Here is a 26,408-nt window from a genome sequence, read left to right on the forward strand (position 1 = left end):
GCGATTTTGCCCGACATTCCTTGCCAAGCTCGTTGTGCGTTTATAATCTCAAAAACACGGGGTGTACTCTAGCAGCAAATATCTCGAATCTATGTAAGCTTTTTCTTACAAGTGTAAAAATATTAAGTTTGGCTTAACGAACTAACCGATTAACTTTTTGAACTAACCCACTTTTTCTTGTAGTACGAACTGTGAATGCCTGTATTAAAGCCTCTTGGTCAACTAAAAGACTGACTACTTTCTTAGCTCGTGTAATCGCAGTGTAAATAAGCTCTTGGCTTAATAAGTTCTTTGCAGCCTGATCAAGAACAACAGCAGTATGTGTAAATTCAGACCCTTGCGATTTATGAATTGTTAGGGCAAAAGCACTTTGAATGCTTTTAGGCAATCGATTTGCAGCGACCCATTTATTCAAACTTGGAAAATATACTTCAAACTGCTGTGGCTGAGTTCTGTGCTCAAAGCACAAACCAATGTCTCCATTTGAAATACCGAGTTGATAATCGTTATAGGTCATCATTACTGGACGGCCCACATACCACCCTCCGACAGTCATGATTGATAACTGTTGCTGTATCCAACGCTGGGCATATTGGTTTAACTGCTGCAACCCAAACGGGCCATGACGAACAGCCGTTAAAATACGGTAGTCATCAAATGCTTTTACTACATTTTGGACCTGTTCGATCGAGCGCTCTTCTTGTAAATAGTTCTTTAAACTTTGTACATACCCTTGGAAACCGAGCATTAGCTTTTGATAATAGAGATCTAGGTCTAATTGATTGCCTTCTGGTAAATATTCAAGCTGAACCACATCGGGCATATCTATTTGTAGAAGTACAGGTTTTAATTCTGCGGCTTGAACAATATCAACTTCAAATCTCTGCAAAACTTCTACATGATCTTGTTGATGGGTTTGCGCCTGAATAAATTTAGCAACTTGCCCAATCAATGCCCCTTCAGCGAAACGGCGACTGGTTTGTAATTGTACTCTGTTGTCAGCCAATGCCTGTATTTGCTGCAAATCTGCAAGTACCGCCCCGACATCAACAGAAGCGAGCTGATTTGCATCTCCTAACAAGATAATTCGACAAGACTCGGGCACAGCTTCAAATAATAACGTTGCTAGATTTAAATCCAGCATAGAAGCTTCATCCACGACAATGACGTCATAGGGCAAAGGCTGTTTTTGATTAAAACGTGGTGTTTGGCTATATCCCATCCCTAATAATCGGTGAATCGTTTGTGTTCCCTGATTCCTTAGCTCTTCACTCATTAATCCAGATTCAAGCAATTTAGGGTCGTTAAACGAGTTCTGTAATGCTTCTTGCATTCGCTGTGCTGCTTTACCCGTTGGAGCGGCCATCGCCACACGAATATGCGGAATTGCCTGACTCAGCACAGCAATAATACGTGCCAGCGTATAAGTCTTACCTGTACCCGGCCCACCCGTAATAATACTCAAGCTTTGCCGAGCAACCATCTGTAAAGCTGCCTGTTGATGAGGATCGGTGAGTAGGTCCAGATAGTCTTCACAAGCTACGGGTTGAATTAATTGTTGCTTTAATCGACAAATTTGTTCTGCAAGTCGTTGCTCTAGGTGCCAATATCGGTATAATGCCAACCCCTGCTCATCGTAGACGCACGGCGCAACTTTTGAAGTTGCTTGATCAGCAGATATAGCAAGCTGACCAAGTGCTGCAATTTGCTCTGAACTGGCATCGATACAGCTATCGCCTTGTAAGCTCGCTTCAATCAGCTGCTGCAAGTAAGAAGTGGCTTCCGGCACTTGCGATTGTTCAGTAAATGGAGCCTGATTTAAGAAGCTACTCCATGTTGTTAACCAGCTTAAATCGGCTTGTTCAGAGCTATTTAGGTTGTCCACACACTTATCCACCTAGTTTTCCACACGCTTGTCCACATGGTTATAGACAGGCTTATCCACATGTCAAGTATTTGTTAATCTTCAAATTACGCATTTTATCAGCATTTTTCATGCTATTTTATCCTCAGCAAAATACCCCAAAATGGCATCAAGACGAAGAATAAACTCGACGCTAGGTTCCCAATAATAGTACCCCTGCTCCGCTTCACCATTCATACCACGTAAATAAAGATAAGTTGCCCCACCCAAATGTTTTTCAATTTGGTAATTCTGCATTTTGACTTGCAAATAACGATGTAATGCAACGAGATATAAACCTGCTTGTAGCCAATAACTTGCTAAAGACATGCTTTGGGCAATACTGTCGCTACGATAATCTGCAAGATCATCCCCTAAATAATTACTTTTATAATCGGCAATGTGGTAACGCTGACCATCAAAATAAACCAAATCGATAGAACCGTTGAGGTAACGCGCTGATCGAGCCTCAATTAACTCCGGCATATTCAATCCATACTCAGCGAAGAGCTGCTGAATACGTGTCATTGCTAAAACCCGATCTGAGAGTGCCAAATAAAAAGGAAACTCTGACAAATACTGATCTTGTTGGAGCTGGTTTAATCGAAAGCCTTGAGAAAGCGGTGTTCGCAAAATATCTTTTAACCACTCTGCAACTGACTGGTAAAGCAGATTTTCGGCATCTTCCTCTTCTGGGAAGCTCTCGTTATATTTAATGAGTAAATCTTGCCAAAGGCTACTATAGTCATTTTTAAAACGACGTCGTATTTCTATGACCCAGTCATCTGAACATTGAAAATCAATATGTTCAAATATTTCATGCAAGAAATTACCGGCAAGTGTTCCTCTAGGAAAGTTATTCTTTATCCAGTCAATCGGCTGAGCACTGATTGCTTCAGCAGTATGAATTAAGTCCAACTCATCTTCCGCCAATACAGCATCATTGCTCTGGCTGGCCAATAAATCTGTGCCAGCCTTATGTTTTAAATGCTGTGCCAAATAACTGAAACTGGTTTTCCCTCTCGAATAAAAACGCTGTTCAGGAAACCGTTGTGCTTGTATTTCAATAACACTGGTTTGCTTGGTTAAATGAATTGCTTGTGGAATCTGTTCCAAAACCATTTCATCCGTACAGCAACGGTGTTGAAAAGGTTCAGCTCTATTTTTCCAAAATGCGAGGCCTGATACCGATTTACCATCAATATCTTGTAAAACAGCATAGACGCGATGGCTTGCTCGCGTTAAAGCGACATACCAAAGACGATTCTGTTCAGCGAGTGCTCGCTCTTCATGTTGCTTAAGTTCAATCTCATTCAAATAAGTTTTGTCAGCAATCGCAACGACACGTTGAGTCAAAGTCTGGTTTGAGTCTGGTTTGACAATATTTTGGGTCGAAAAATTGAGTGTTTTATTATTTTCTCGAAAGGGCTTATCTGCACCTAATAAAAATACAATCTTAAATTCCAGCCCTTTTGACTGGTGAATGGTCATGAGCTGAACACCAGCTTCGCTCGATAATTTACGTTCTAACTCCCAATCACGATCAAGAGGAGAACGCAACTGTTTGAGATACCAGTGATAAAGGTTCTGAGCACCTGAGTATTTTTCACTGTGCTGACTCAAAATTTCAGTTAAATGACGCAAGTTCACTACAACCCGTTCATTATCTTTACTTTGAGCTGCAACCAAATTTTGCCATATATCAAACTGGATGAGGCATTGTTGCCATGCCACTAAAAAGCCTTGAGCGGACCACAACTCTCTAATCGTGTCAAAACCAGTCATAAACTGGCTTAACCCTTCGGCTGTCTGCTCAAGTTGTAAGAGTTGTTTTAAATCCATGGCAAATAGACGGCTAATTAACGCTCGTTTTACTTTTGCCTCATCGTAAGGATGAAGTATGGCGGTCAGCAAAGCCCCCACGTCTTGAGCAATCGAGCAATCGAAAACACTGCGTTTTGATGGCCTATTAACCCGAATTCCTAAACGTTCTAGCTCAAATTGAACTTTATCGAGGCCATCATGATTACGAGACAATACCGCGATATCATCTTCGTGTAAGGTTTGAGTCTGAGCATCTTTTTGAAAGTATAGTTGTCCAGCATGTGACTGGTTAAGTAGATCTCGAATCTTCCATGCAACTTGCTGAGCCTCTGTTTCTTTATCTTTGAGCATCAACCAGCGTAAAGGGTGAGGATTATGATTGTTCTGCTCAATTAATACAGGATGAGGCCGAGTTCCTGCTCGAATTGGGTCATATTGAACTTCTTCACCAAAGTCGATTTGTCTTTGAAATAAGGCATCGACCACTTCAACCAGATCAGCAACAGAACGATGGTTATGAATTAACTTATACTCACGACCATGTTTGGTTTGAATATCTTTATAGGCATTTAAGAAGGTGAGCATATCCCCACCGCGGAAACCGTAAATCGCCTGTTTACGGTCACCCACCATAATCATGCAACCTTTTTTGTAGCGCTCTGGATGACGCCAAATACTCGCCAGCATGTCGTCTTGATCTTGGTTGGTATCCTGAAATTCATCAACCAAAATTAAGGGATATCGAGTCTGCACAAATACAGCAAAACGTTGTCCCTGCTCACCTTTTAAAGCTTCAGAAAGTGTACGAATTTGCTGAGAAAAAGTAGTCTCACCTTTATTTTGTAAAACCTGTGGTAAGCGTTTTTTAACTTCTACACATAAATAGGCTTTTAAATAAATATGAAGCTGGTCGAACTGCTCGGCGTAGTTTTTCAGCACACCAAACAGCTTCTGAATTTGCTGAATACAGGGATGCTGATAGAAACCCTCTGAAATTTCTGCTGGACATTTCTTAAAAATTTTTTGATCGGCAAGTTGACCTAAAAACTTAAAAATAAGTTCTCGTTGCGCGGCTAATGACCCGTCAAAAACTAAAATAATGTCGCTTTGCTTTAGAACTTGTAGTAGCTGCGGTAAACACTCGCTAAATAATTTATTAAATGCCCCATTTCTAAATACTGTCCCGCTCACATGTTTATAGTGCTCGCCATCAAGCAAGTAATATGCTTCTAAAAGGCTGATATCAATTTCTGTCGCTAATGGTTTGAGCTGGGCAAGTTGTTCAAATTGAATGGTTGGTTTTTCGGGAAGTTTAAAATGAGCTGAACTAAAATTAAGTGAGTCTTCGACCAGTTTAACAAAACTATCAACACTCTTAAGCTCACCTGCCAAATACAACGCATCAATCACGGTCTGAGGTTGAGACTGTATCCATTCACGCAGTACATCATGGATCAGTTGTCGACTATAGGTTTTGGCATCATCGGTAATTTGAGCGCGTTCAATTTTGCCACTCTCAAAAGCAAACTCACGTAATAATTTTTGGCTAAAGCTATCGAGCGTCCCGACAAATAACTCGTCTAATTGATCTATAACCAGTTTTAAACGTTCACACGCATAGGCAATACGCGTCGCAAAATGCTTTAGAATATGCTGGAGTAATAAGTCAGGTTCTTGCTCTGCCTGCGTAAGTAATTCTTGCTCTGTAAAATTACGCTTGGCATCTAAATAACGGTACGTTTCAACCAAACGTGCACGAATACGACTTTTTAACTCGGCAGCGGCAGCACGGGTAAACGTGGTCGCAATGACTTGTCTAGGCAAGTATTTTTCAAGAAAGATACGGACCATCAAACTTGATAAGGTATAGGTTTTTCCTGTACCTGCCGAAGCTTCAATTAAGTGTAAGCCACTAAATTCAATATCAATAATAGGTTGATAAGACACCTGTACTCTTGAGTTCATGCCTTACTCCGAATGTTGAAATTGAAAAACCGGATGATACAAATCATACGCAAACTCATCACAAGCATGTTGAAGCAAAGCTTGCGCATCTTGTTCTTGCAAAATAAAGCTCCAGTCTTGATGCAACTTGCAAGCTTCATTTTGAGTCATATCCATTGTGGTAAATGACCCTGTCTCATTCCAGTATTTTAACAGCTCTGTATAGCTCTTCTCATCCAGTTTTGCTTTTTCTGTCTGATTTGTGGTTTCCCACTGATATGCTTTAGCTTTTTCTAGTGGCTTTAATAATAAGGCTGCTGGTAGAACCAAAGGTTGTTGCTGTGCATGGCGCCAGATTTTAAACCATGGTTGTAAATATTGCCGAGCTTGCTCAGAACTAACCCCACTACAAATCACAGTTTGATCACTAAAAACCACAATACGGCGTTTTTCAGCCCCGGCACTTCCCTCATTTAAGTAAGCTAACCAAAGTAGATATTCTAACCAGACTTTAGCGCGTCTTTTTGCCCGAGCGCTTGAAGGTTCCATACTCACCCAATCCCGAGTTTCAGACTTCGGAACTGTAATATTCATATGAAGCTGTTTAGCAATTCGCCAAATACGCTGAGTCATTGGTGTTACTGCTGGTGCATAATGGTGAAGACGTTCAAGTAAACACTCTTGCTCAAACGCACCTTGTTGCCATGCGCTATATTTGACTTTGCCTACAGGTAACTGATCAATTAATACTTCAGGTTGTGCTTGCTGTTCAGATTGCTGTAAAAAATATCGAATTGTATAGCGCCCTAAACCATCTAATAATAAAGGTTCATTTTGGTCGAGCGCTCCGACACTTCCTAAGTTTTCTACCCCTAAAGTTTTCAAATATAACCGTGCTGGGAATGTCACATCTTGTATCCACTGCTGGCTTTCTAAAACCAGGATGTCAGGTATTTGTAGCGGATAGGTCGTGTTCGCCCAAGGCTGACGGTTTCCTGAGACTTGCTGAATTTGTGTAGCGACCTTAAACCAGTGATCTTGATAACGAATAACACGTTTCTCTACAGTAAATCCTTTCGGGTCAAAAGGCTGTAAATCATGGAAGTGATAGAGTTGTTTTAACTGTGAAGGAATCTCAATCCCTTCAACAACTATATTTTCAGGCGCATCATTTTCAGCTTTCACAATCAAGGCAAGATGCTCACGGAACTCTTGAAGAATACTGGAAGGTTCGCGCACTTCGCCATCGTTCACATCAAAGCCGTTATAAAACAGCCATAAATTTTCTTGGGCTAATAATAAAGCATCTAAAAAAGCACCCTGATCATCTTCAAGCCGAGAGCGGTCACCTAACTGTTGACGTAGTGCATCCATTAAATCAAATGGCACATGAGTATCACGGTTTGGAAATTGCCCTGCATCAAGATTTAACATGACCATTAAGCGATAAGGTAACGGTCGAATATGTCCAATTTGGGCGAAGGTAATCTGCCCTGTCGGTTCAGCTTGTGCACTTTGGCTTTCTAAAGTCCGTTGAATTTCTTCAATAATATAAGGCAGAGGCAAGGTAATTTTGCGTAAAGTTCCTGTTTCTGTCTCGGCGTAATAGCTTGCGAGTGTCAACATTCGTTCTTGTTTTTTAACAATTTCCCGCACAGCCTTTAAAGCTGCAACACCGACCTGCTCAAATTCAACAATATCTTTGCCTAGCACTTGAAGCCAATATTCAACCGTATAGACTTTCCCTTGTTCATGTAGAGTTAACCAATCACGGCGCTCGTTCAAATCTTGATAAATCTGAATAAGTGTACCAATCAACTCAAAATCACTGGGCTGAACTTTGGCATAACTCAAGACCTGATTGAACGTCGCATGTACAGGCACGGCAATGCCAAGGGCCAATCGCTCTAATGCAAATTTAAAGCTATATCGGTAATCGTCATCCCCTTCACACAAACTGCGTTTGAGATGCTCTGCATCCAGCCCTCGTTTAAAACCCGCATCGGCAAGTAAATTTAAAATTCGCTCAACCTGAACATACTCAAGTTCATAACGTTGCTGGGTCGCATGCAAACTTAACCAGTCAGCAAAATCATCAAAGCTAAAACGCCCCTGCATCAGTTGAATACGTCCAATTACGGCACGCCATGCATTAAGTGCATCAAGTGATGCAACACCTGCGATTTTCACAGGCAAATGCACACCCTGTTCAGTGGCAGTAGCGGGAAATACACTTCGAATTAGAGGCTCAATATCAGCCAGATTAGGAACTAAAACTAGAATATCGTTTGGACGGCGCGGCTGCTCATGCGGTTTAGCCAACCAACAGATTAATTGCTCTTTTAAAACTTCAAGCTGACGTAAAGTCGAATGACAAATATGAATCTGAATCGAGTCATCGTCTGGGGCAAGTTTATATTGTTTCGCTTGTGGTTCTACCAAATGTAAAATATCTGACTGAACTTTACCGAGTAAACTTTCAGGAAAATCATCTACAAAAGCATCCACCCACTTACCTTCTTCGCCCGTAGACAAATTTGATAACAGCGAAAAGTGGTCGCGGGCTTGCTTACCCAATCTGGTTAAAAGCGGATGTCTGGACTCACGCGCTTCAGCATTAAAGTTGAGTGTGAATTTATTAAAAAACTCACTAATTTCAGTATCTGTAGCCTTCGGATTTTTCGCAATAAACCGCTCTTTTACTCCTAAGTCATAACGTTGCTTCCACAGTGGATCGACACTATCCGCCCAATATTCTTGTGAAGGGTTATAGTGCAAAATCAGCACATCAACGTATTGTCCTAAACGGCGCAAAAACTGTAATTGGCTTGGCGGTAAATCTAACAACGTAAAGATCACCACTTGATTAGGTAATCTTGAAATAGCACGCTTACTACGGTCCGGATGATCTAATTCTTGCCAAAACAACTCATCGATTTGCTGCATCTGCAAAAAGTCATCATGAAAATGTTGTTGCCATAACCAACGCTGCCAACGTTCTAGCTCTTGCGTTTGATGCAATGCAAAAGCAGTCACTTCTTCATCTTTTTGTACAATATATTTTTCAATATCTAGTGATCGGCCCTGCCCCCAAGCAGACAACCAGTTTTCTGGGCAAGTACAACTATTTTCACAACCACGCTGGCACTGTCCCCGATAAATCATATAGTTGCTAAATAGATCGGCAACCTGCTCAGCGACCCAGTACAACATTTTTTGTTTTTTTAATTGTTTATCTATGCCTTGTTCGAGTCGATCTGCGCTGTCATAAATACGCTGGACAATAGAATGTAATGGATGCGACGTGTCGATGCTCATCGTGTCAGGTTGAATAAATTCGTGTAAAGCCTGATGCACCCGCCATTTAAAAATCAAACGCGGGATGTTCGCTTTACGGACCTGCTCTTTATGCGCAGTTAAAACTTGCTGATAGGCAAACCATTGGAAACCTCGTACCCGTTGGTGAAACTGGTAATTGGCACTCATGCCTTGCTGTTCTGCAAGTTTTTGTATCAGCCACTGCTCGACCGCAGGACTTGGAACAATAAAATGTTGGGTTTTCAAAACCTGTAATGGATGCGTTGAAGCTTGAGATGTAGACGCCAATACACCTTGCAACAACACATCAATACGTTGACTTTGAATAACATGGATCCCCATTTATTTCATATCCTGCTTGCATAATTTATGCACAAAATCATAAACATTCATTACTATACAACTGAATCTGACTATGTCACGTTGGTTTAAACACAGCATAATTTAACTTAAGGTGTCACTTTCACTTGGTTTGAATGACGCCATCAAGAACTTATACAGGTAGACATTATGAAAATTGACAAGATTCCTGACTATATTGATCCTAGCCTAAATCTGGAACAAATTCGCGATGAGTGCCATGACCTCATCAAAAAAAGAGCTTACGTCTCAGCAGGAGCGGCAATTGTACCGATTCCTTTTTTTGACGTGGCGGTAGATTTGGGAATTTTGTCGCACCTGATTCCAGATATCAATTCCCGTTTTGGTTTAGCACCTGAACACGTAAGCGTTTATGACCCAAAAACTAAAACCATTCATTGGGATGAGTTACGTAAACGCGGTTTTGAATTTTCAGGTTTTGTAGTCGCACGTACTACCGTTAAAAAAACATTTAACGGCTTTTTGGGCAAAATCGTAACAAAACAGGTGACTAAATTTATACCGCTAGGCGGACAAATTGTAGCAGCAAGTTTAGGTTATTTCATGATGAAAAAAATAGCAGAAACTCATCTGAATGACAGTTATAACCTTGCAAAACGTATTCAGCAAAAAAGCCGTGGCACAATTGTAAATTAATATATGCATTTTAGCTGAGAGCCTAGTCTGCTCTCAGCTGTTTTAAAACTGCTCTTAATACTTCCAGACGCGCCGTATATTTATCGTCAGTTGCGACGATATACCAAGGTGCGTAGTCAGTACTGGTCCGCTCAAACATATCTGCGGCGGCTTTTAAATACTCGTCCCACTTATCACGATTACGCCAATCTTCTGCGGTAATTTTAAACCGTTTATGCGGTGTCTCTTCTCTGGCCTTAAAACGCTGCTCTTGCTCGTCTTTACTAATCGCCAGCCAAATTTTTACTACAACCGTTTGACTATCAAATAAATCTTTTTCAAAGCGGTTAATTTCATCATAAGCACGCTGCCATTCTAAAGGCGAAGCAAATCCTTCAACACGTTCAACGAGTACGCGCCCATACCATGTCCGGTCAAAAATCGTAATTTTTTCGGCTTCATTAATGCGATTCCAAAAGCGCCATAAGTAAGGATGCCGAGCTTCAAAGCGTTCAGGTGCACCAATACAATGAATATCGTATTCACGTGGGTCTAAGTTTTTAACAATTCGCTTAATGGCGCCGCCTTTACCGGCAGCATCCATACCTTCAAAAGCAATCACGACATTGCGTTTATCAAAACGCATTGCATCGGCAATTTTCTTACTCAGTTTATCGAGCTCTTTTTTATAATCAGCTTTTTCAAGTGGCTCATTAGAAGGTTTTAATAAACTCTCTGGAATTTTAGCCTGCTGCCATTTTCCTTTAACTTCGGTTTCATGCTCTGGAAGTTGACGCATATGTTGTAAAAGATATTGAGCAAAAAACTGATCACGCTGTTTTTCATCTTCACCATCAATAATGTACCAATCGTCGGTAAAGCGACGGCGTAACTTTTGCAAAGTGTCATATTGTTTTTTATTACGCCAGTCTAGGCCATGAAGCTTATGCCAATGTTGCTCTGACGGGTCTATTTTGTCTAAACGTTTTTGTAGTGATTTCCATGAAAGATCAAACCAGACTTTAATCACATCGACATAGTTATTTTTTAAATCTTGCTCAAATGCCCGCATATTTTCAACGTATTCATCAAAGCGTGCTTCATCTAAAGGTTCGGAAACATGTGTCGCGGTGACTAATAAATCGCTATACCAGTTGCCGAACATCACCACAATTTGTCCTTCAGTCGGAATAAACGCTGAGTAAGATTGCCAAAATGCCTCATTGTCTGTCAGCACACGTGGCGCGTCTGCTTTAACTCGTAAATATCGTGGATCTAGCCATTCACGAAGTTGCTTAACGGCCTCGCCTTTACCTGCCAGCTCAATACCACTCATTAAAATGAGTGTGCTTTTAGCGTTGGGTTTTCCCCGACTTTCTTTTAACGCATATTGTGCTTCAATCAAGTCGACTGAAAGCTGTTCTTCATCACGAATCTCAAATTTTGGTTGTTGTTCACTCATAGTACACAGCTCTAATCTTTTATTGTTTAATTTCGATGATCTTTAACTTATGCGGTTAATTGATGAATTGCTATACAAATTATGTCATTGCGACAAAAATCTGCCTAAGAATTGACGCATGAATCATTTTTTTTACATCTACTCGCCATAGTACAAGGTTACAATGCCTTTTATGATTTTTTGTAAATAGCCCAATATTAGAGCCTTAAATGTCTAAACTCGCTGCTTTTGATGATCTTTTACAACAATATAAAACATTTAATTATCACGATAATCCTGTGCTTGCCCAACGTTTGCAAGATGTACAAACATGGCTAAAAGAGCGGATGAAAGATACGCATCAAGACTTTTTTAATTTGCCAGCGCACAAGCTCATGTCAGAGTACTTTTTAAATCGTTTATATGGTGGCCCAGAGTTTGATGCCTTGGCAGCTCAAATTGAACGCCTCTTGAAATATGCGCATAAAGCCGAAAAAGTTTTACCTGAAAATGCAATTAAAACAGGCACTAAATCGGTAAGTTTAGCTGTACTTGCCACTCGACTTGATGAGCAAGTAGCAATACAACTTCTGGAGGACTATCCGGCAGATACCGTACTCACTGATGAGATTATGCGTTTAACCTTAATCAAGCTCGATCAAGCAGAAGCGCGTTATCAACAGCTTGCCCTCCTTGATGATTTAGGAGCAGCGCTCGATAAGTACATGCGCTCATTTATGATGTTTACTGCTTTTAAAATGTGTAAAGGTATTGCCCAAAAATATCACTTCGAATTGATGTATGATTTCATTCAAGATGGTTTTAGTGCGATGAAACCGTTAAAATCAGCCGAGACCTTTATTAAGACTTTTACTGAAAAAGAACGCCAGATTATTGAAAATGTACATTCAGGGCATCCGAATCCGTTTAGAGTGTGATAAGGTCGGCACATAGAAAAACTCAACCTCGCGAAGTTGAGATTTTATTCATTATATTTGCATGATGATGCCTGTAAAAATAGACAAAATCTGTCATCATGCAGAACTTATTCCGTTTCACTTGAGTTTGAGTCTAGGAGAGACAATATGTCTAACGAAAACCAAAAGCCAACATCTCCAACTGAGCAGGCACAAAGTTCAGACAAAGTTAGCCCATTCCTAAGCTCACCTTTACCGCAAGGTACACCTCAAGGGCAACAACAAACTTTACAGCAAACCTTAACAGATACGCCTGTTAACGGTTCTGTACCGAAATATAATTTACCACGTGGTGCTGGTAATACGGGCAACGTTGGTGAAACGACACACTTTGGTTACTCAACTGTTAGAACTGAAGATAAAGCACAAAAAGTAGCAGAAGTTTTCCACTCGGTTGCAAGCAAATATGACCTGATGAATGACTTGATGTCATTTGGTATTCACCGTTTGTGGAAGCGTTTTGCAATTAACATGTCTGGTGTTCGCCGTGGTCAACACGTGCTGGATATTGCGGGTGGTACAGGCGACTTAGCAAAAGTATTTAGCCGTGAAGTTGGTCCTCAAGGCCATGTCGTACTTTCAGACATTAACGAATCTATGCTTAATGTTGGCCGTGACCGTTTAATTGATGCGGGCTGTACCAATGTTGATTTCGTTCTTGCCAATGCAGAAACTTTAGAGCCTTTTGCAGACAACAGCTTTGACCTTGTCACCATTAGTTTTGGCTTACGTAACGTGACAGATAAAGATGCAGCACTTGCGTCTATGTTCCGTGTATTAAAACCAGGTGGTCGTTTACTCATTCTTGAGTTTTCTAAGCCTGTATTTGAGCCATTTTCAAAACTTTATGACCTCTACTCATTCACCGCTTTACCGATTATGGGTAAATTGGTTGCCAATGATTCAGAAAGTTATAAATATTTAGCTGAATCAATCCGTATGCACCCAGACCAACGTACTTTAAAAGGTATGATGGAAAATGCTGGCTTCCAGAACTGTGACTATCACAACCTTACTGCTGGTATCGTTGCCGTTCACCGTGGCTTTAAACTGTAAGGGATAACGATATGTGGTCGATTCTGGCACTCGGTGCAGTCGAACGTATCATTCATCATCTGATCGATCTGGATGCGGTTACACGCATTCAGCTTAATCAGTTACAGGGCAAAATGTTGCGTGTTGTGATTGATAGTCCGCAGCTTTCTGTCGATGTATTCTTTGACCAAGAAAAAGTACGTCTTGAACCTACTGCAACAGGACACAGCGAAAAACCTTCTATTTTTGAACAGCGCCCTTTTGATGCCCAATTCAAAATTTCTGAAGCAACTGCAACTTTGCATGTTAAAGATGTCGTTGAACTGATTAAATTATTAGTCAGCGATCCAGACCAGATTGGCAATATCCCGCTCCAAGGTGATTATCACCTATTACAGGATATTCAAAAGATTATGCAGCAAGCTGAACCCGATTTAGCTGCGCATTTATCTAGATGGGTAGGTCCTCAACTCGCACACGAGATTGGCAAGATTCAACTTGCACCAAAACATTTAAAACGCTCTCTTCAAAGTCATCTATTTTTTGCAGAAGACGCATTAAAAGAAGATAGCGGCCTATTTGCCCCTCGCTGGGAAATGGACGACTTAACTCAAGCCACTCGCAAGCTCAATCAAGACATTGACCGTCTAGAAGCAAGATTGCAGCAACTCAATGCACAACTACAACCCTCTCAAGACTAGGTAAGACTGTATATGATTCCGCACGTTTCACGTTTACTCGAACTTTGGCGTATTGCAGCGCACTATAGACTCGATACGTTGTTCCCTGCGGATGAATTACCAGTTAAAGCTCAGCATGCATTAAATATTATTAAAATGCATCCAGCTGCATGGTCGAGCCGTGAACGTAAAAACCCTTTAAAGCTCAAAGAAGCTTTAGAAGATATGGGACCACTTGCAATCAAGCTCGGTCAATTACTCTCTACTCGTCGTGACTTGATTCCACCTGAGGTACTCGCTCAGCTGGTTTTACTTCAAGATCAAGTAAAGCCTTTTGATGGAGAGGTTGCCAAACAGCGTATTCAAGATTCGTTAAAAGCTGACGTAAATACATTGTTTGCTCGCTTTGATGATCAGCCATTAGCTGCCGCATCAATTGCCCAAGTGCATACTGCTGCGTTGCATGATGGTCGCGAAGTTGTGGTTAAAGTAACTCGCCCTGACATTCGCAACCAAATTTTGCAAGATTTTGAAATTTTGGCATGGTTAGGAAATACATTAGAAAGCCGCCTTGAAGCTGCTCGTGCATTGCATCTCACCGAAATTATTCAAGACTACCGCCAGATCATTTTAAATGAGCTGGACTTGAGTATTGAGGCAGATAACACCCGTCGTATGCGTCATTACTTTACTGGCTCAACCATGATGTATGTGCCTGAAGTGTACATGGACACAAAAGATGTCATGGTGGCTGAGCGTATTACGGGTGTGCCTATTTCAGATACGGCAACCTTTGACCGATTAGGCATGGATCGCGCACAACTTGCAGAAAAAGGATTAACCATTTTCTTTACGCAAGTCTTCCGCGATAACTTTTTCCATGCCGACATGCATCCCGGTAACGTCTTTGTAGAAACCATTAACCCAAGCAATCCACGCTTTATTGCACTGGACTGTGCGATTATGGGTGAGCTATCCAAACACGACCAAATGACAGTTGCTCGCATGTTGCTGGCTGTCATGAACAGCAACTTTATGCAGCTTATTCAAATTGTGCATCAAGCTGGCTGGATTCCACCGGGTACAGATCAAGACGCGTTAGCACGTGAAATGCGCCGCACTGTTGGGCCAATGGTGTCTAAACCAATGGATCAACTTGATTTTGCGGGTATCTTAATTCAAGTCATGGATATTGCTCGACGCTTCCATTTAGAAATTCCGCCACAACTCATGCTGCTACTCAAAACTTTAGTGCATGTAGAAGGCTTAGGTACTGACCTTTATCCACAGCTCGACATCTGGAAATTGGCAAAACCAATTTTGACGGAATGGGTCAAATCCAACATGAACCCAGTCAAAAATGTAAAAGAGCTTGGTCAGCAATTACCTGACCTGCTTTTAGGTGCTCAGGATTTCCCAAGCTTAATTATTGACAGTTTAAATGGTTTAAAAAATCAGTCTGCTTGGCAAGATCGTCAGTTACGTGAAATTCAGCAACTTCGTTTGCAAATGGAACACCAACAACGCCGTAGCTGGATGTTCGGTAGTAGCATGCTGATTTTACTGACTATTGCGATTATTAGTCCTTGGTTTGTCTCGATTATTCTCATTGTGTTGAGCAGCTTATTAGCACTTTGGCGTATCTTGAAATAAATTCAAAATCCCTTGCCAGTGCAAGGGATTTTTTTATGAAAAAACTTTAATTTTAAAAAAATTTATAGCTCAACTATTCGTTCATTGCTAAATTGAACCTATAAATGCTTCAAAAGAATAAACAATGAAAACACCTCATTTTGCCATTATCGGTGCTGGTACAGCAGGTTTAGCCACAGCGATTTTACTTGCCCGTGAAGGCAATAACGTTACGATTTTTGAACAAGTTGATGAGTTATCTCCGGTCGGTGCTGGTTTATTGCTACAACCGGCGGGCTTAGCCGTATTTGAACATTTAGGTGTGCTCGACAAAGCTTTAAGCTTAGGTGCGAGAGTCACAGGTTTAGAAGGACAACTTCCAGATAATCGTCTTTTAGTGAACAGTCATTATCATGAAGCATCAGCAAATCTTTATGGTTTAGGTATACACCGTGCCACTTTATGTCATGTGCTCACACAAAAGCTTAGTGAATATTCAAGCCAAATTACTTGGTGTATGAGCCACTCTGTTGAAAGCTTTGAAGAACATACCAATGAAGTTCGGCTATTCGGCATACATCAAACCCATAAGTTTGAGACTCGCTTTGATGCTGTACTTATTGCCAACGGTGCGCGTAGTCAATTAAGACCTAAAGCATGGGTAAAGGTCGATCAAGCCTACCCGTGGGGTGCGGCATGGAGTATCGTGCCTGAGTGCCAAGTGCTCGATTCTAAAATTCTGCATCAATTTTATGATCGCTCGAAAATTATGATGGGAATTCTTCCTACAGGAGCAATTCCAACTGAACCTCATCAGCGTCTTTCAAGTATTTTTTGGAGCTTACCTACGCCACAATTAGAAAGCTTTTTGCAAGATGAACAGGCTAAACAAACTTGGTTAAAGCAAGTCTCAGAACGCTGGCCCAAGGTTGCAGAATGGCTGAAAGAAATTTTGTATAACAGTCAAACTCAACCCAAATGGTTATCTGCAAACTACCGTGATGTAGTCATGAGTCAATTTGGCCAAGGTCGAATTGGGGTGATTGGAGATGCAGCCCATGCGATGAGCCCTCAGTTAGGTCAAGGGGCTAATATGGCATTATTGGATGCTTGGGCTTTTTCTCAATCATTGCAACAAGCACAAAAGAACCAAAATATTGATTGGTCCCTACTCTGGCAGCATTATCACCAGCTTCGCCGTTCATCTACCCAGTTTTATCAAGTTCTCAGTCGTTTACTAACACCACTTTATCAATCTGACCATTGGTGGGCTGGAGGTTTAAGAGATTTAGTTTTCCCTTGGATGTATCAAATCCCTTATTTTCGAAAAGAAATGGCGATCACGATTTCAGGCTTAAAGACTGGCCCATTTCAACAACTTGATTATGATCGAGTAGCTCAATTGCCTAAAGAAAACAGTGTTTTTAATTTAAAAAGTGAATCTCTGTCTGACTTTTAAAAGTAATCGTATTCCAGCTACTCATTACGCTGACAAAGACAAAAAGGACAAAGAATTTTTCCTAAAACTGACGTTGATGCCGTACACTATACAAGCTATTTTTTAGCATCTGATTGAAATCAATTTATAGTTCATATTTCTTTGGTGATTCCTCATGAATAACACGCAATGGCTCGATGAAGTAAAATTTAACGAACAAGGTCTTATCCCTGCCATTGCTCAACATCATCAAACCGGACGTATTTTGATGGTGGCGTGGATGAACCGTGAATCACTTGCGCTCACAGCAGAAAAAAATCAGGCAGTTTATTTCTCTCGCTCTCGTCAAAAACTTTGGCACAAGGGTGAAGAATCAGGTCACTTTCAAACTGTCCATGAAATTCGTTTAGACTGTGATGCTGATGTCATTGTATTACAGGTTGAACAACACGGCGGTATCGCGTGCCATACAGGTCGTGAGTCTTGTTTCTACCGTAAACTTACCCCACAGGGCTGGGAAATTGTCGATGCACAATTAAAAGATCCTAATGCAATTTATGGTGACAAAGCCAAAACTGAAAGCCACGATCATGCTCACACGACAGAACAGGTTGATGTACTTGCTCACTTAGGGCAATTGATGCAAGAGCGTAAGCAAGCAGAAGCTGATACTTCATATGTGGCAAGCCTCTACAAAAAAGGCATCAATAAAATCTTAGAAAAAGTCGGCGAAGAAAGCGTAGAAACGATTATCGCTGCCAAAGACTACGCTGCTCAAAATACAGAAAGCAATTTAAATGACTTGATTTATGAAACTGCCGATTTGTGGTTCCATAGCATTGTCATGTTGGGTTATTTCGATCTTAATCCACAACTTATTATTGACGAATTAGCTCGTCGTCAGGGTTTATCTGGTTTAGTTGAAAAAGCTAACCGCAACAAGGTTTAAAATCACTCAGTGTCGAATATCGAAAAACCTAAAGCCACCTATGAGCAAGCCATTGCCATAGATAACGCACGTCTTGGGCAATCATTTAAAGTGATTGCCTATGCGGGTACAGGTAAAACTACTACATTACAAATGATTAGTGATGCCATGCCTGAACGGCGCGGTATGTATCTAGCATTCAACAAAGCTATTGCTGGTGAAGCGCAAAACAAATTTCATCGCAATGTAGATTGCCGTACTTTTCACTCACTCGCTTTTCGTAGTGTGCCACGAGGTGTGACTGATAAATTACGCTTGCCTCGCTTAAGCCCAAGCTTTATCGCAAAAGAATATCGACTAGAACCGATTACCTTACGGCGCATGATGGGTGGACGTTATGAAAAATACGTCTTGATGCCAAGTCGCCTCGCGAGCCTTGTCGCCAATGCAGTGAGCTATTTCTGTTCAACCAGTTCGCAATATCCAGCGCCTCGCCATATTCAGGCGCCAAACTGGTTACATCCAGATGATATTACTGCACTTCAAACCCATCTTTACCCTGCTGTTGAACGCCGTTGGTTAGAGTCAATCGATCCCAATCATCAGGCAGGAATTGGTCACGATATTTACCTCAAACTTTGGGCATTGTCTGAACCTAACATCCCAGCCGATTATGTACTATTTGATGAAGCACAAGATGCTGACCCCTTAATGTTGGGTATTTTACTTCGTCAGAAAAATACTCAGGTCATCTATGTAGGCGATGCACATCAGCAAATCTATGCGTGGCGTGGTGCGATTAATGCGATGCAACAATTGCCGCTGCCAGAGTCTCGCCTCACTACTTCTTTTCGTTTTGGTGAAACGATTGCCGATGTTGCCAATGCATTGTTGGGCGGTTTAAATGAAACTGTTCCCCTACTTGGCAATCCAAACCAGAAATCGAGCGTCGTAAATAAACCACACACCAAAATGCGTGATGCGATTTTATGCCGTACCAATGCCCGGGCAATGGAGCTTTTATTAGCAGGTTTAGTTCACGGCGATAAAGTGAGTTTGCAAGCTGATCATCAAAAACTAAACCGTTTTGTAGATGCTGCAAGTCTCTTAAAGCAAGGAAAACGGGTTACGGATGTTCCTGAACTAGCATGGTTTAATTCGTGGCACGATGTCCATGAATACTGTGAAACCAATGAAGGTAGTGACATTAAACCATTAGTAAAACTGGTCGATGACCATGGCACCGACCCACTAAAAAAAGCACTTGCAAAGATTACACCACTAGAGCAGGCTGACTATGTCATCTCTACAGCCCATAAAGCGAAAGGGCTAGAATGGAACCGCGTTCATATTGAAGATGACTATCAATTTAAAATTAATGGGTTAGAGCACAAGATTACCGATGAAGAATTAAGACTACTGTACGTTGCCTGTACTCGTGCTAAAGTAAGTCTAAATATCCATCATCTTTATGATCTGATACAACAATTAAAACTAAGGGCGCCTTTAAGTCTTCGTCAGTCGGTTGGTTGAAGCGCTCATACTTAGGTGAGCCTATGAAACTTGAATCTGTCCAATTTAAACATATTGCTCTGTTTCACGACCTTAAAATACACTTTCATTATGAAAAACAGCCAATCACCTTAATTTTAGGTGAGCAGGCAACTGGTAAAAGTATGTTACTCAAACATACTTACCATGCTTTAACTTGGTTGCCTGCTCGTCTTAAAGATTTACGCAGTCCGGGAATTGTCACTCCTGATCAAGACATTACTCAGTCACGCCTCCAATCAAAAATCGAAGTGACCATCCAAATTCCTTCTGAAATTGGCCATTTACCAGAAAGTACCTCTGCTCAGCAGGTAGACTCTTCGCTGTGTAGCTGGAAACTTTTTAAAACCTTAAATGCAAGTGGTATCGGAATGAGTCAAGTTGAAACTCAGCAACTTGATCAAACCATGGCGCTTTATCAACAAGTGACCAAAAAAGATCCACTGCAAGGACTTCCCTTAATCGCTTACTACCCAGCCGAGCGATTTGTAAATGAAGTCAATCTTTTGAATAAAAATTTACCTGGTATTACCCAAGCTATTTCAGCCTACGACATTAGCCCAGTACCGTTCACAACGTTTACGCGCTTTTTTGAATGGTTACGAGAAATCAGCGATATCGAAAATGCGCAAGCCGCTCACCTCGTACAACGAATTAGGTCTAAACAATCAGATCAGCAAGATCACACAGAATTATTAAATGAGCTTCAAAAAGAATTATCTGGACAACCTAAACAGCTTACTGCACCCAATCTCTACGCCCTCAAGAACGCATTAAATATAGTTTTACCTGAACTTAAAGATATCTATTTACAATATCAGCCGCGGTTGCAGCTTATAGTTGATTATGAAGGTCAAACCTTACCTTTTCAGCAGCTTTCAAATACAACAAAAACCTGGATTGCTTTAGTAGGCGATATAGCCCGCAGACTCTGTTTACTCAATCCATTAAGTTTAAACCCTTGCCTTGAAGGAGACGGCGTTTTACTCATTGACCAGATTGATGCACAGCTCGACTCAACGCATTGTTCTGAGATCTTAAATCGACTTCATCAAGCATTCCCACGCCTACAAATTATTGCAACAGGAAGTCGTGAAGAGTTACTCGAACATGCTTCAACTTACCAATGTCTAAAATTGGAGCAGGGTAAAATTAGCCATCTTGATTTAAACACCACCAAACAACAGCTTGAACATATCTATACCTTACTTCAAAGAAGCGAGCCATTAACACCACATATAGATGCACAGCCTTTAAGCTTAATAGATCCGATGCCAGCACCAGCACAGATTGAAATTTTATTTCAGCAGATTCAGGGTTTAAATGAACAACAAAAAAATGAATTATTAAAGATGATTCATGCGGGAGATACCCCAGAAGAAAGCTCTTCGGTTTGAGTCTTATAATCCCTAGTCTGTCTTTTTATAATCAAAAAACTGCTCTCACAAAATATATGGTGGAGTAAGGTTTTTTAGGCATTAAAATAACTAGATGTTGTTACTACATGTAATAACATCAGATTTTCAATGCTTTTTTAGTGTACAATAAATTTCATTTTGCGTTTTTATTCTTCAAGTTGCGCAATACAACTTGTTTCTCGCTTTATTTTCTAATTTGGTTGGGTTTTCGGAATAATAAGCTTTGGAACTCTCTTTGAATTCCTATCTATTCTGAAATTAAAATTTCACCTTTAGGTTTCGACCTAAATCACATATGGATACGAGTGTGCTACCGATAATTATCTTATTACCGTTAATATTAGGCACCACCCTTGTTTCATTGCTTCAACGGTTCTCGCGTGGAGTAACGGCTTTAGGGGCAATTGGAGTCAGTTTAACCAGTTTCGGATTATTACTGACTCAAGCTAAAACTGTGCTTGGTGGTGCAAGCATTCAACAAAGCTGGGATTGGCTACCTCAATTAGGGATTAATCTAAGCTTCAGACTCGATGCTCTTGGTTTATTATTCTCCTTACTTATTACCGGTATCGGTACACTCATTTATATATACGCCTATTATTATCTCGGCCCTAAAAATTCTTTAAGTAAACTCTATACATTACTCATGCTGTTTATGGCAGCAATGCTGGGAATTTCGCTCTCTAATAATCTTATTATTTTATTAGTCTTTTGGGAGCTCACCAGTATTTCATCTTTCTTGTTAGTGGGTTATTGGAGTCATTATGAGGCTGCTCAACGTGGCTCTCGCATGGCACTCACGATTACAGGGATGGGTGGTTTAGCAATGCTAGGTGGATTTGTTCTATTAGGACAAATTACCGGAACCTATGAAATTAGCGAAATCATGGGCATGAAAGATGCGATCCAAGCCCACACACTTTTTATTCCAATGTTATTGCTGATTTTACTTGGCGCATTTACGAAAAGTGCTCAGTTTCCATTCCATTTTTGGTTACCTAACGCAATGGCTGCACCAACGCCGGTGTCTGCTTATCTGCACTCTGCGACTATGGTAAAAGCGGGGATTTTTCTACTTGCCCGCTTACTTCCAATTTTTATAGGCGCTGCGCTTTATCATAATATCGTTACATTTGTCGGCCTATTTACACTCTGTATGGCAGCATGTTTTGCCATTTTCAAAGAAGATTTAAAAGGACTGTTAGCCTATTCGACCATTAGTCATTTAGGGCTTATTGTTTGTTTACTCGGTATCGGTTCTCCTTTAGCAGTTGCTGCTGCTATTTTCCATATTATTAACCATGCAACATTTAAAGCAGCGCTGTTTATGCTTGCAGGGATTATCGATCATGAAACTGGCACACGTGATCTTCGAAAACTTAGTGGTATTTGGCAATTACTTCCTTTCACTGCCACACTCACTATGATTACCGCTGCCTCTATGGCAGGTGTACCACTCACCAATGGCTTTATCTCAAAAGAGATGTTCTTTACCGAGCTATTGGCAAATCTTTCAGGTTCAACGGTGATCTTTGCCAGCATTATTGCAACTCTGGCTGGTATCTTCGCAGTAAGTTACTCAATTCGCTTAGTGCATGGCGTGTTCTTTGACGGTCCAATTGGTAAACAAGTGCCAAATAAAGATGCACATGAGCCACCAATCGGTATGCGTGCTCCTGCTATTCTTCTTGCCGTACTCTGTATCTTGGTCGGTGTTCTACCTTCTTTATTGGTAGAGCCTTTGGTAAATAGCGTAGCGAGAGCAAGCTTAATGCAACCAGAATTTGCAGGTACACACCTTGCAATTTGGCATGGATTTAACGCTCCTCTGGTGATGAGTATTATTGCTTTGGTTGGCGGTACGCTCTTCTATTTTGCTTTAGCAAAAGACGGCATGATTCGTAAAATTGACCTTGACCCACGTCTAGGAAAATTACAAGGCCGTATCTTATTTGATTTATTTTTAAAACATCTGCTGCTTACTAGCCGAAAGATCAAACAAAAAACTGAAAATGGTTCATTGCAAAGTTATTTGTTCTGGATCATTGCTTTTAGCGTCATCATGGTCACCATGCCTTTACTCAATCAAGGGTTGAGCACGGGTACACGCGAACTCACCCATGCCCCATGGATTGCTGTTGTTCTTTGGCTGACTTTATTCTCAGGTTGCTGGATGATGCTCTGGTTCCACCATGAACGTATTAAGGCAGTACTCATTAGTGGTGCAATTGGCCTAGTGGTAACCATGGTTTTCGTCACCATGTCAGCACCAGATTTAGCACTGACTCAAATTACGGTAGATGTAGTAACCACTGTTCTTTTATTAATGAGTTTATCTTTACTTCCACAGCTTACGCCGTATGAATCTCTTCGCTCTAGACGTTTAAGAGATGCTGCTTTAGCCATTGTTGGAGGTTTAGGAATTGGCTGGATTGCTTGGCTGATTTTAACCCGTGATCATAATTCGATTTCTTGGTTCTTTGCCCAACAATCTTTACCACTTGGTGGTGGCTCAAATATTGTAAATGTCATTTTAGTTGACTTCCGTGGCTTCGATACCTTTGGTGAAATTACAGTATTAGGAATCGCTGCGATTGGTGCACTTTGTTTAATGGATGGTATGCGTGTACACGGTACAACCATGACCCAAGGTCTTACCTACCGTTTTAACCCATCTCCGCTAATGTTCCGTATTACGGCCTCTTGGGTATTACCACTCGCGCTTGTCGTCAGTGTCTATATCTTTATGCGAGGACATAACTATCCAGGCGGTGGCTTCATTGCTGGTCTTATCACCTCAATGGCATTAATCATCCAATATATTGCACTAGGTCAAGATCAAGCGGAACAACTGTTAAAAGCGAAGTCAGGACGTCTGTATGAAGTCTGGATTGGCTCAGGATTAACGATTGCAGGTTTGACTGGGGTAGCAGCATGGTTCTGGTTACGTCCGTTCCTCACTAGCGCTCATGTCTATGTTGAATTACCAATTCTAGGCAAACTACATCTAGCTTCAGCTGCAAGTTTTGACTTGGGTGTTTATATCACCGTTGTAGGCGCAACAATGTTGCTCATCTCTGTATTAGGCGACTCTCGTCATTCGAGTATGTCCGGTCCTGTACCACATCGGGAGGAATCATCATGATCAGTTTAGAATTCTTATTGGCTTCTGCTATTGGTTTACTTGTTGCCACAGGTATTTATCTGATTTTACGTGCTCGTACCTTCCCGGTTGTGCTTGGATTGGCTGTAATCGGTTACGCAGTAAACCTATTTTTATTCGCTATGGGTCGATTACAAATTAGCTCACCAGCAATTTTAACTGAAACAACAAAAATAACCGATCCACTTCCTCAAGCACTCGTATTAACCGCCATTGTGATCGGTTTTGCAACCACCGCTTTTATTGTACAACTGGCACTGCGTAGCCGTTATGAATCAGGTAGTGATCATGTTGATGCTAAAGAAGATGCTTCCCCAACATACGACCCGCGTGAGGATGAGCCGTGATGTTTGATTTTTTATCTTTTTGGCAACAACACACGCCTATTTTTAGCATTCTCATCCCAGCATTTACTGCTTTTATCTTATTACTCTTAGGCAACCCTGGGGCAGGCGCTTTAAAAGATGACTGGCGTCAGCCATGGCGCCGTGGCATTAGCCTTGTCTCAGCAATTGCCGGATTAATTACCGCAATTGTTTATCTAAGCTACGCCAGCACAGGACAAATTACTGTTTACCAACTCAGTGAATGGTCAGCACCGTTTGGTATTGTCCTTGTACTCGATCGCCTTTCGGCTTTTATGTTGGTATTGACCTACGCATTAGCAGTACCAGTTTTATGGTATGCAAGTGATAACTGGGACACCCGTGGTCGCTATTTTCATGCCATGGTACATTTCCTATTAATGGGGATCTGTGGAGCATTCCTCACAGGCGACTTATTTAACCTTTTCGTCTTCTTTGAAATCCTGCTAATGGCATCCTATGTTTTGCTTTTACATGGGCAAGGCAAACCTCGTTTTCAGCTAGGCGTTCACTATGTCATTATCAATCTTTTAGCCTCTGCCCTCTTCTTAATTGGGCTTGGTATGATTTATGGCAGTGTAGGTAGCCTCAACATGGCTGATGTTTCACGCCTTATTCCGACACTTGAAGCCGATCAACATAAATTAGCAGTCGCGGGTGCCCTACTTCTTTTTGTTGTTTTCGGTATTAAAGCAGCGATGCTTCCTGTCGGCTTTTGGCTACCAAAAACTTATGCCGTTGCGAGTACACCTGTAGCTGCCATTTTCACCATTATGACCAAAGTCGGGATCTATTCGATTTTACGTGTAAATGGAACAGTATTTGACGATGCACTTAGTCAAGAAATCTTAAAAAGCTGGTTACTGCCTATTGGCTTAATTACTTCACTCTATGGTGTGATCGCAGCAATTGGGGCAGATCGTTTACGACGCTTTGTCGGCTTTATGGTCCTTTCTTCAATTGGTACTTTGCTCACAGCAATCGCCATGTCTAATACACAGGCATGGTCTGGGGCTTTATATTACTTAGTGCACAGTACATTGATCGGAGCAGCTTTTTATCTATTTTGTGGATGGATAACTTCACAACGTGGAGATTTTAAAGATCATTTAAAAGTTGCACCAAGAATCAAACAAGAAAAAGCGGCTATGCTGACTTACTTCTTGATTGCTATGATGCTTGCAGGTTTACCACCTTTTAGTGGTTTTCTTGGAAAAGTATTTATCCTACAAGCAACAGTTGAAGCGAGCTATCAAGGCTGGATTATTGGTGTTGTGCTTGTTGTGAGCTTATTAAGTATTATTGCTCTTACACGTGTTGGTTTTATCTTATTCTGGCGCGCCTCTCCTCCAGAGGAAGACCCAATCCATCCTGCTTATATTCTTTATCGTGCTTTACCGGAACGCGCACCGCCACGTAACGATCAAGTCATTTATCTATTACTGGCTGGTTTAATCGCTTATGTTGTCTTTGCTGCACCAATTCAGCATTACACATTAAGTACCGCAGAGCAGATCCAAGACCATGCGCTTTACCAACACTCTATTCTTAAAGTAGATAAAAACGGCGAAGTGATCAGTGTGCAGCCATATGATCCAGCTTACTTACCGGAAACCAAATACGGCGGTGAGGTTGAAGATCATAATGCTTATCTTGTTCCAGATATTATTTCCAAAGATACGCTCAATGGTGAGCATATTTCTGAATATAAACAACGGCAGATTCAGCAACAGGACAAACTTCAAACACCTACCATTGTTGATGAAAGTCAATTGAAACCTATGGAGCCATAACA

The 26,408-nt window shown here is 41.1% G+C and carries 16 protein-coding genes; 12 read left to right on the top strand and 4 right to left on the bottom strand.

Annotated elements, in window-relative coordinates; all coding sequences use genetic code 11:
* Positions 1 to 133 precede the first annotated feature (133 nt).
* The 3 genes from recD to KTI78_RS08205 form a co-directional block, all read right to left on the bottom strand.
* On the bottom strand, positions 134 to 1,885 hold the full coding sequence (gene recD / locus KTI78_RS08195; protein ID WP_262445767.1) for an exodeoxyribonuclease V subunit alpha: 1,752 nt from the start codon (positions 1,883 to 1,885) through the stop codon (positions 134 to 136).
* Between the two features lie 108 nt (positions 1,886 to 1,993).
* Positions 1,994 to 5,692: a UvrD-helicase domain-containing protein gene (locus KTI78_RS08200; protein ID WP_262445747.1), complete on the bottom strand. Its 3,699-nt coding sequence runs from the start codon at positions 5,690 to 5,692 to the stop codon at positions 1,994 to 1,996.
* Positions 5,693 to 5,695: 3 nt separating this feature from the next.
* Complete coding sequence (locus KTI78_RS08205) at positions 5,696 to 9,331, bottom strand: exodeoxyribonuclease V subunit gamma (RefSeq protein WP_262445748.1); 3,636 nt, start codon at positions 9,329 to 9,331, stop codon at positions 5,696 to 5,698.
* Between the two features lie 168 nt (positions 9,332 to 9,499).
* Between KTI78_RS08205 and KTI78_RS08210 the strand changes: the two genes are divergently transcribed.
* Positions 9,500 to 10,006 (top strand): hypothetical protein, encoded by a 507-nt coding sequence (locus KTI78_RS08210; protein ID WP_016142355.1) that lies wholly within the window; start codon positions 9,500 to 9,502, stop codon positions 10,004 to 10,006.
* Positions 10,007 to 10,028: 22 nt separating this feature from the next.
* On the opposite strand, the gene KTI78_RS08215 is transcribed toward KTI78_RS08210, so the two are convergent.
* Positions 10,029 to 11,447 carry a phosphate--AMP phosphotransferase gene (locus KTI78_RS08215; RefSeq protein ID WP_262445750.1) on the bottom strand — a complete coding sequence of 473 codons (1,419 nt, stop codon included), beginning with the start codon at positions 11,445 to 11,447 and terminating at the stop codon, positions 10,029 to 10,031.
* A gap of 209 nt (positions 11,448 to 11,656) precedes the next feature.
* Between KTI78_RS08215 and KTI78_RS08220 the strand changes: the two genes are divergently transcribed.
* The 11 genes from KTI78_RS08220 to KTI78_RS08270 all read left to right on the top strand — a co-directional run bounded on the left by KTI78_RS08220 (position 11,657) and on the right by KTI78_RS08270 (position 26,406).
* Positions 11,657 to 12,364 carry an FFLEELY motif protein gene (locus KTI78_RS08220; protein ID WP_262445752.1) on the top strand — a complete coding sequence of 236 codons (708 nt, stop codon included), beginning with the start codon at positions 11,657 to 11,659 and terminating at the stop codon, positions 12,362 to 12,364.
* Between the two features lie 147 nt (positions 12,365 to 12,511).
* On the top strand, positions 12,512 to 13,459 hold the full coding sequence (gene ubiE / locus KTI78_RS08225) for a bifunctional demethylmenaquinone methyltransferase/2-methoxy-6-polyprenyl-1,4-benzoquinol methylase UbiE (protein WP_002114829.1): 948 nt from the start codon (positions 12,512 to 12,514) through the stop codon (positions 13,457 to 13,459).
* 11 nt (positions 13,460 to 13,470) lie between these two features.
* The gene (locus KTI78_RS08230; RefSeq protein ID WP_016142358.1) at positions 13,471 to 14,139 is read left to right on the top strand and encodes an SCP2 domain-containing protein; all 669 of its coding nucleotides are present in this window, start codon (positions 13,471 to 13,473) and stop codon (positions 14,137 to 14,139) included.
* Between the two features lie 12 nt (positions 14,140 to 14,151).
* Positions 14,152 to 15,771: an ABC1 kinase family protein gene (locus KTI78_RS08235; RefSeq protein WP_016142359.1), complete on the top strand. Its 1,620-nt coding sequence runs from the start codon at positions 14,152 to 14,154 to the stop codon at positions 15,769 to 15,771.
* Between the two features lie 124 nt (positions 15,772 to 15,895).
* Positions 15,896 to 17,209: an FAD-dependent oxidoreductase gene (locus KTI78_RS08240; protein WP_262445754.1), complete on the top strand. Its 1,314-nt coding sequence runs from the start codon at positions 15,896 to 15,898 to the stop codon at positions 17,207 to 17,209.
* Positions 17,210 to 17,363: 154 nt separating this feature from the next.
* Complete coding sequence (gene hisIE / locus KTI78_RS08245) at positions 17,364 to 18,137, top strand: bifunctional phosphoribosyl-AMP cyclohydrolase/phosphoribosyl-ATP diphosphatase HisIE (protein ID WP_016142361.1); 774 nt, start codon at positions 17,364 to 17,366, stop codon at positions 18,135 to 18,137.
* Between the two features lie 9 nt (positions 18,138 to 18,146).
* Positions 18,147 to 19,649 carry a UvrD-helicase domain-containing protein gene (locus tag KTI78_RS08250; RefSeq protein WP_016144176.1) on the top strand — a complete coding sequence of 501 codons (1,503 nt, stop codon included), beginning with the start codon at positions 18,147 to 18,149 and terminating at the stop codon, positions 19,647 to 19,649.
* A 23-nt stretch (positions 19,650 to 19,672) separates the two neighbouring features.
* Positions 19,673 to 21,064 (top strand): AAA family ATPase, encoded by a 1,392-nt coding sequence (locus KTI78_RS08255; protein ID WP_262445755.1) that lies wholly within the window; start codon positions 19,673 to 19,675, stop codon positions 21,062 to 21,064.
* A gap of 316 nt (positions 21,065 to 21,380) precedes the next feature.
* On the top strand, positions 21,381 to 24,230 hold the full coding sequence (locus KTI78_RS08260; RefSeq protein WP_262445757.1) for a monovalent cation/H+ antiporter subunit A: 2,850 nt from the start codon (positions 21,381 to 21,383) through the stop codon (positions 24,228 to 24,230).
* Positions 24,227 to 24,595, top strand: a complete 369-nt coding sequence (locus KTI78_RS08265; protein ID WP_002115033.1) for a Na+/H+ antiporter subunit C — start codon at positions 24,227 to 24,229, stop codon at positions 24,593 to 24,595. The genes KTI78_RS08260 and KTI78_RS08265 overlap by 4 nt, the downstream gene beginning before the upstream one ends.
* Positions 24,595 to 26,406 carry a monovalent cation/H+ antiporter subunit D gene (locus KTI78_RS08270; RefSeq protein WP_016142366.1) on the top strand — a complete coding sequence of 604 codons (1,812 nt, stop codon included), beginning with the start codon at positions 24,595 to 24,597 and terminating at the stop codon, positions 26,404 to 26,406. Before KTI78_RS08265 ends, KTI78_RS08270 begins: the two co-directional genes overlap by 1 nt.
* Positions 26,407 to 26,408: the final 2 nt, after the last annotated feature.

Origin of the sequence: Acinetobacter sp. WU_MDCI_Abxe161 (genome assembly GCF_025514355.1) — a bacterium.
Lineage (GTDB): Bacteria > Pseudomonadota > Gammaproteobacteria > Pseudomonadales > Moraxellaceae > Acinetobacter > Acinetobacter pittii_E.

Excerpts from the sequence above, each read along its gene's own strand:
- KTI78_RS08200 (WP_262445747.1), bottom strand. The coding sequence starts at position 5,692 with ATGAACTCAAGAGTACAGGTGTCTTATCAACCTATTATTGATATTGAA.
- KTI78_RS08205 (WP_262445748.1), bottom strand. The coding sequence starts at position 9,331 with ATGGGGATCCATGTTATTCAAAGTCAACGTATTGATGTGTTGTTGCAA.
- KTI78_RS08210 (WP_016142355.1), top strand. The coding sequence starts at position 9,500 with ATGAAAATTGACAAGATTCCTGACTATATTGATCCTAGCCTAAATCTG.
- KTI78_RS08215 (WP_262445750.1), bottom strand. The coding sequence starts at position 11,447 with ATGAGTGAACAACAACCAAAATTTGAGATTCGTGATGAAGAACAGCTT.
- KTI78_RS08220 (WP_262445752.1), top strand. The coding sequence starts at position 11,657 with ATGTCTAAACTCGCTGCTTTTGATGATCTTTTACAACAATATAAAACA.
- ubiE (WP_002114829.1), top strand. The coding sequence starts at position 12,512 with ATGTCTAACGAAAACCAAAAGCCAACATCTCCAACTGAGCAGGCACAA.
- KTI78_RS08230 (WP_016142358.1), top strand. The coding sequence starts at position 13,471 with ATGTGGTCGATTCTGGCACTCGGTGCAGTCGAACGTATCATTCATCAT.
- KTI78_RS08235 (WP_016142359.1), top strand. The coding sequence starts at position 14,152 with ATGATTCCGCACGTTTCACGTTTACTCGAACTTTGGCGTATTGCAGCG.
- KTI78_RS08240 (WP_262445754.1), top strand. The coding sequence starts at position 15,896 with ATGAAAACACCTCATTTTGCCATTATCGGTGCTGGTACAGCAGGTTTA.
- hisIE (WP_016142361.1), top strand. The coding sequence starts at position 17,364 with ATGAATAACACGCAATGGCTCGATGAAGTAAAATTTAACGAACAAGGT.
- KTI78_RS08255 (WP_262445755.1), top strand. The coding sequence starts at position 19,673 with ATGAAACTTGAATCTGTCCAATTTAAACATATTGCTCTGTTTCACGAC.
- KTI78_RS08260 (WP_262445757.1), top strand. The coding sequence starts at position 21,381 with ATGGATACGAGTGTGCTACCGATAATTATCTTATTACCGTTAATATTA.
- KTI78_RS08265 (WP_002115033.1), top strand. The coding sequence starts at position 24,227 with ATGATCAGTTTAGAATTCTTATTGGCTTCTGCTATTGGTTTACTTGTT.
- KTI78_RS08270 (WP_016142366.1), top strand. The coding sequence starts at position 24,595 with ATGTTTGATTTTTTATCTTTTTGGCAACAACACACGCCTATTTTTAGC.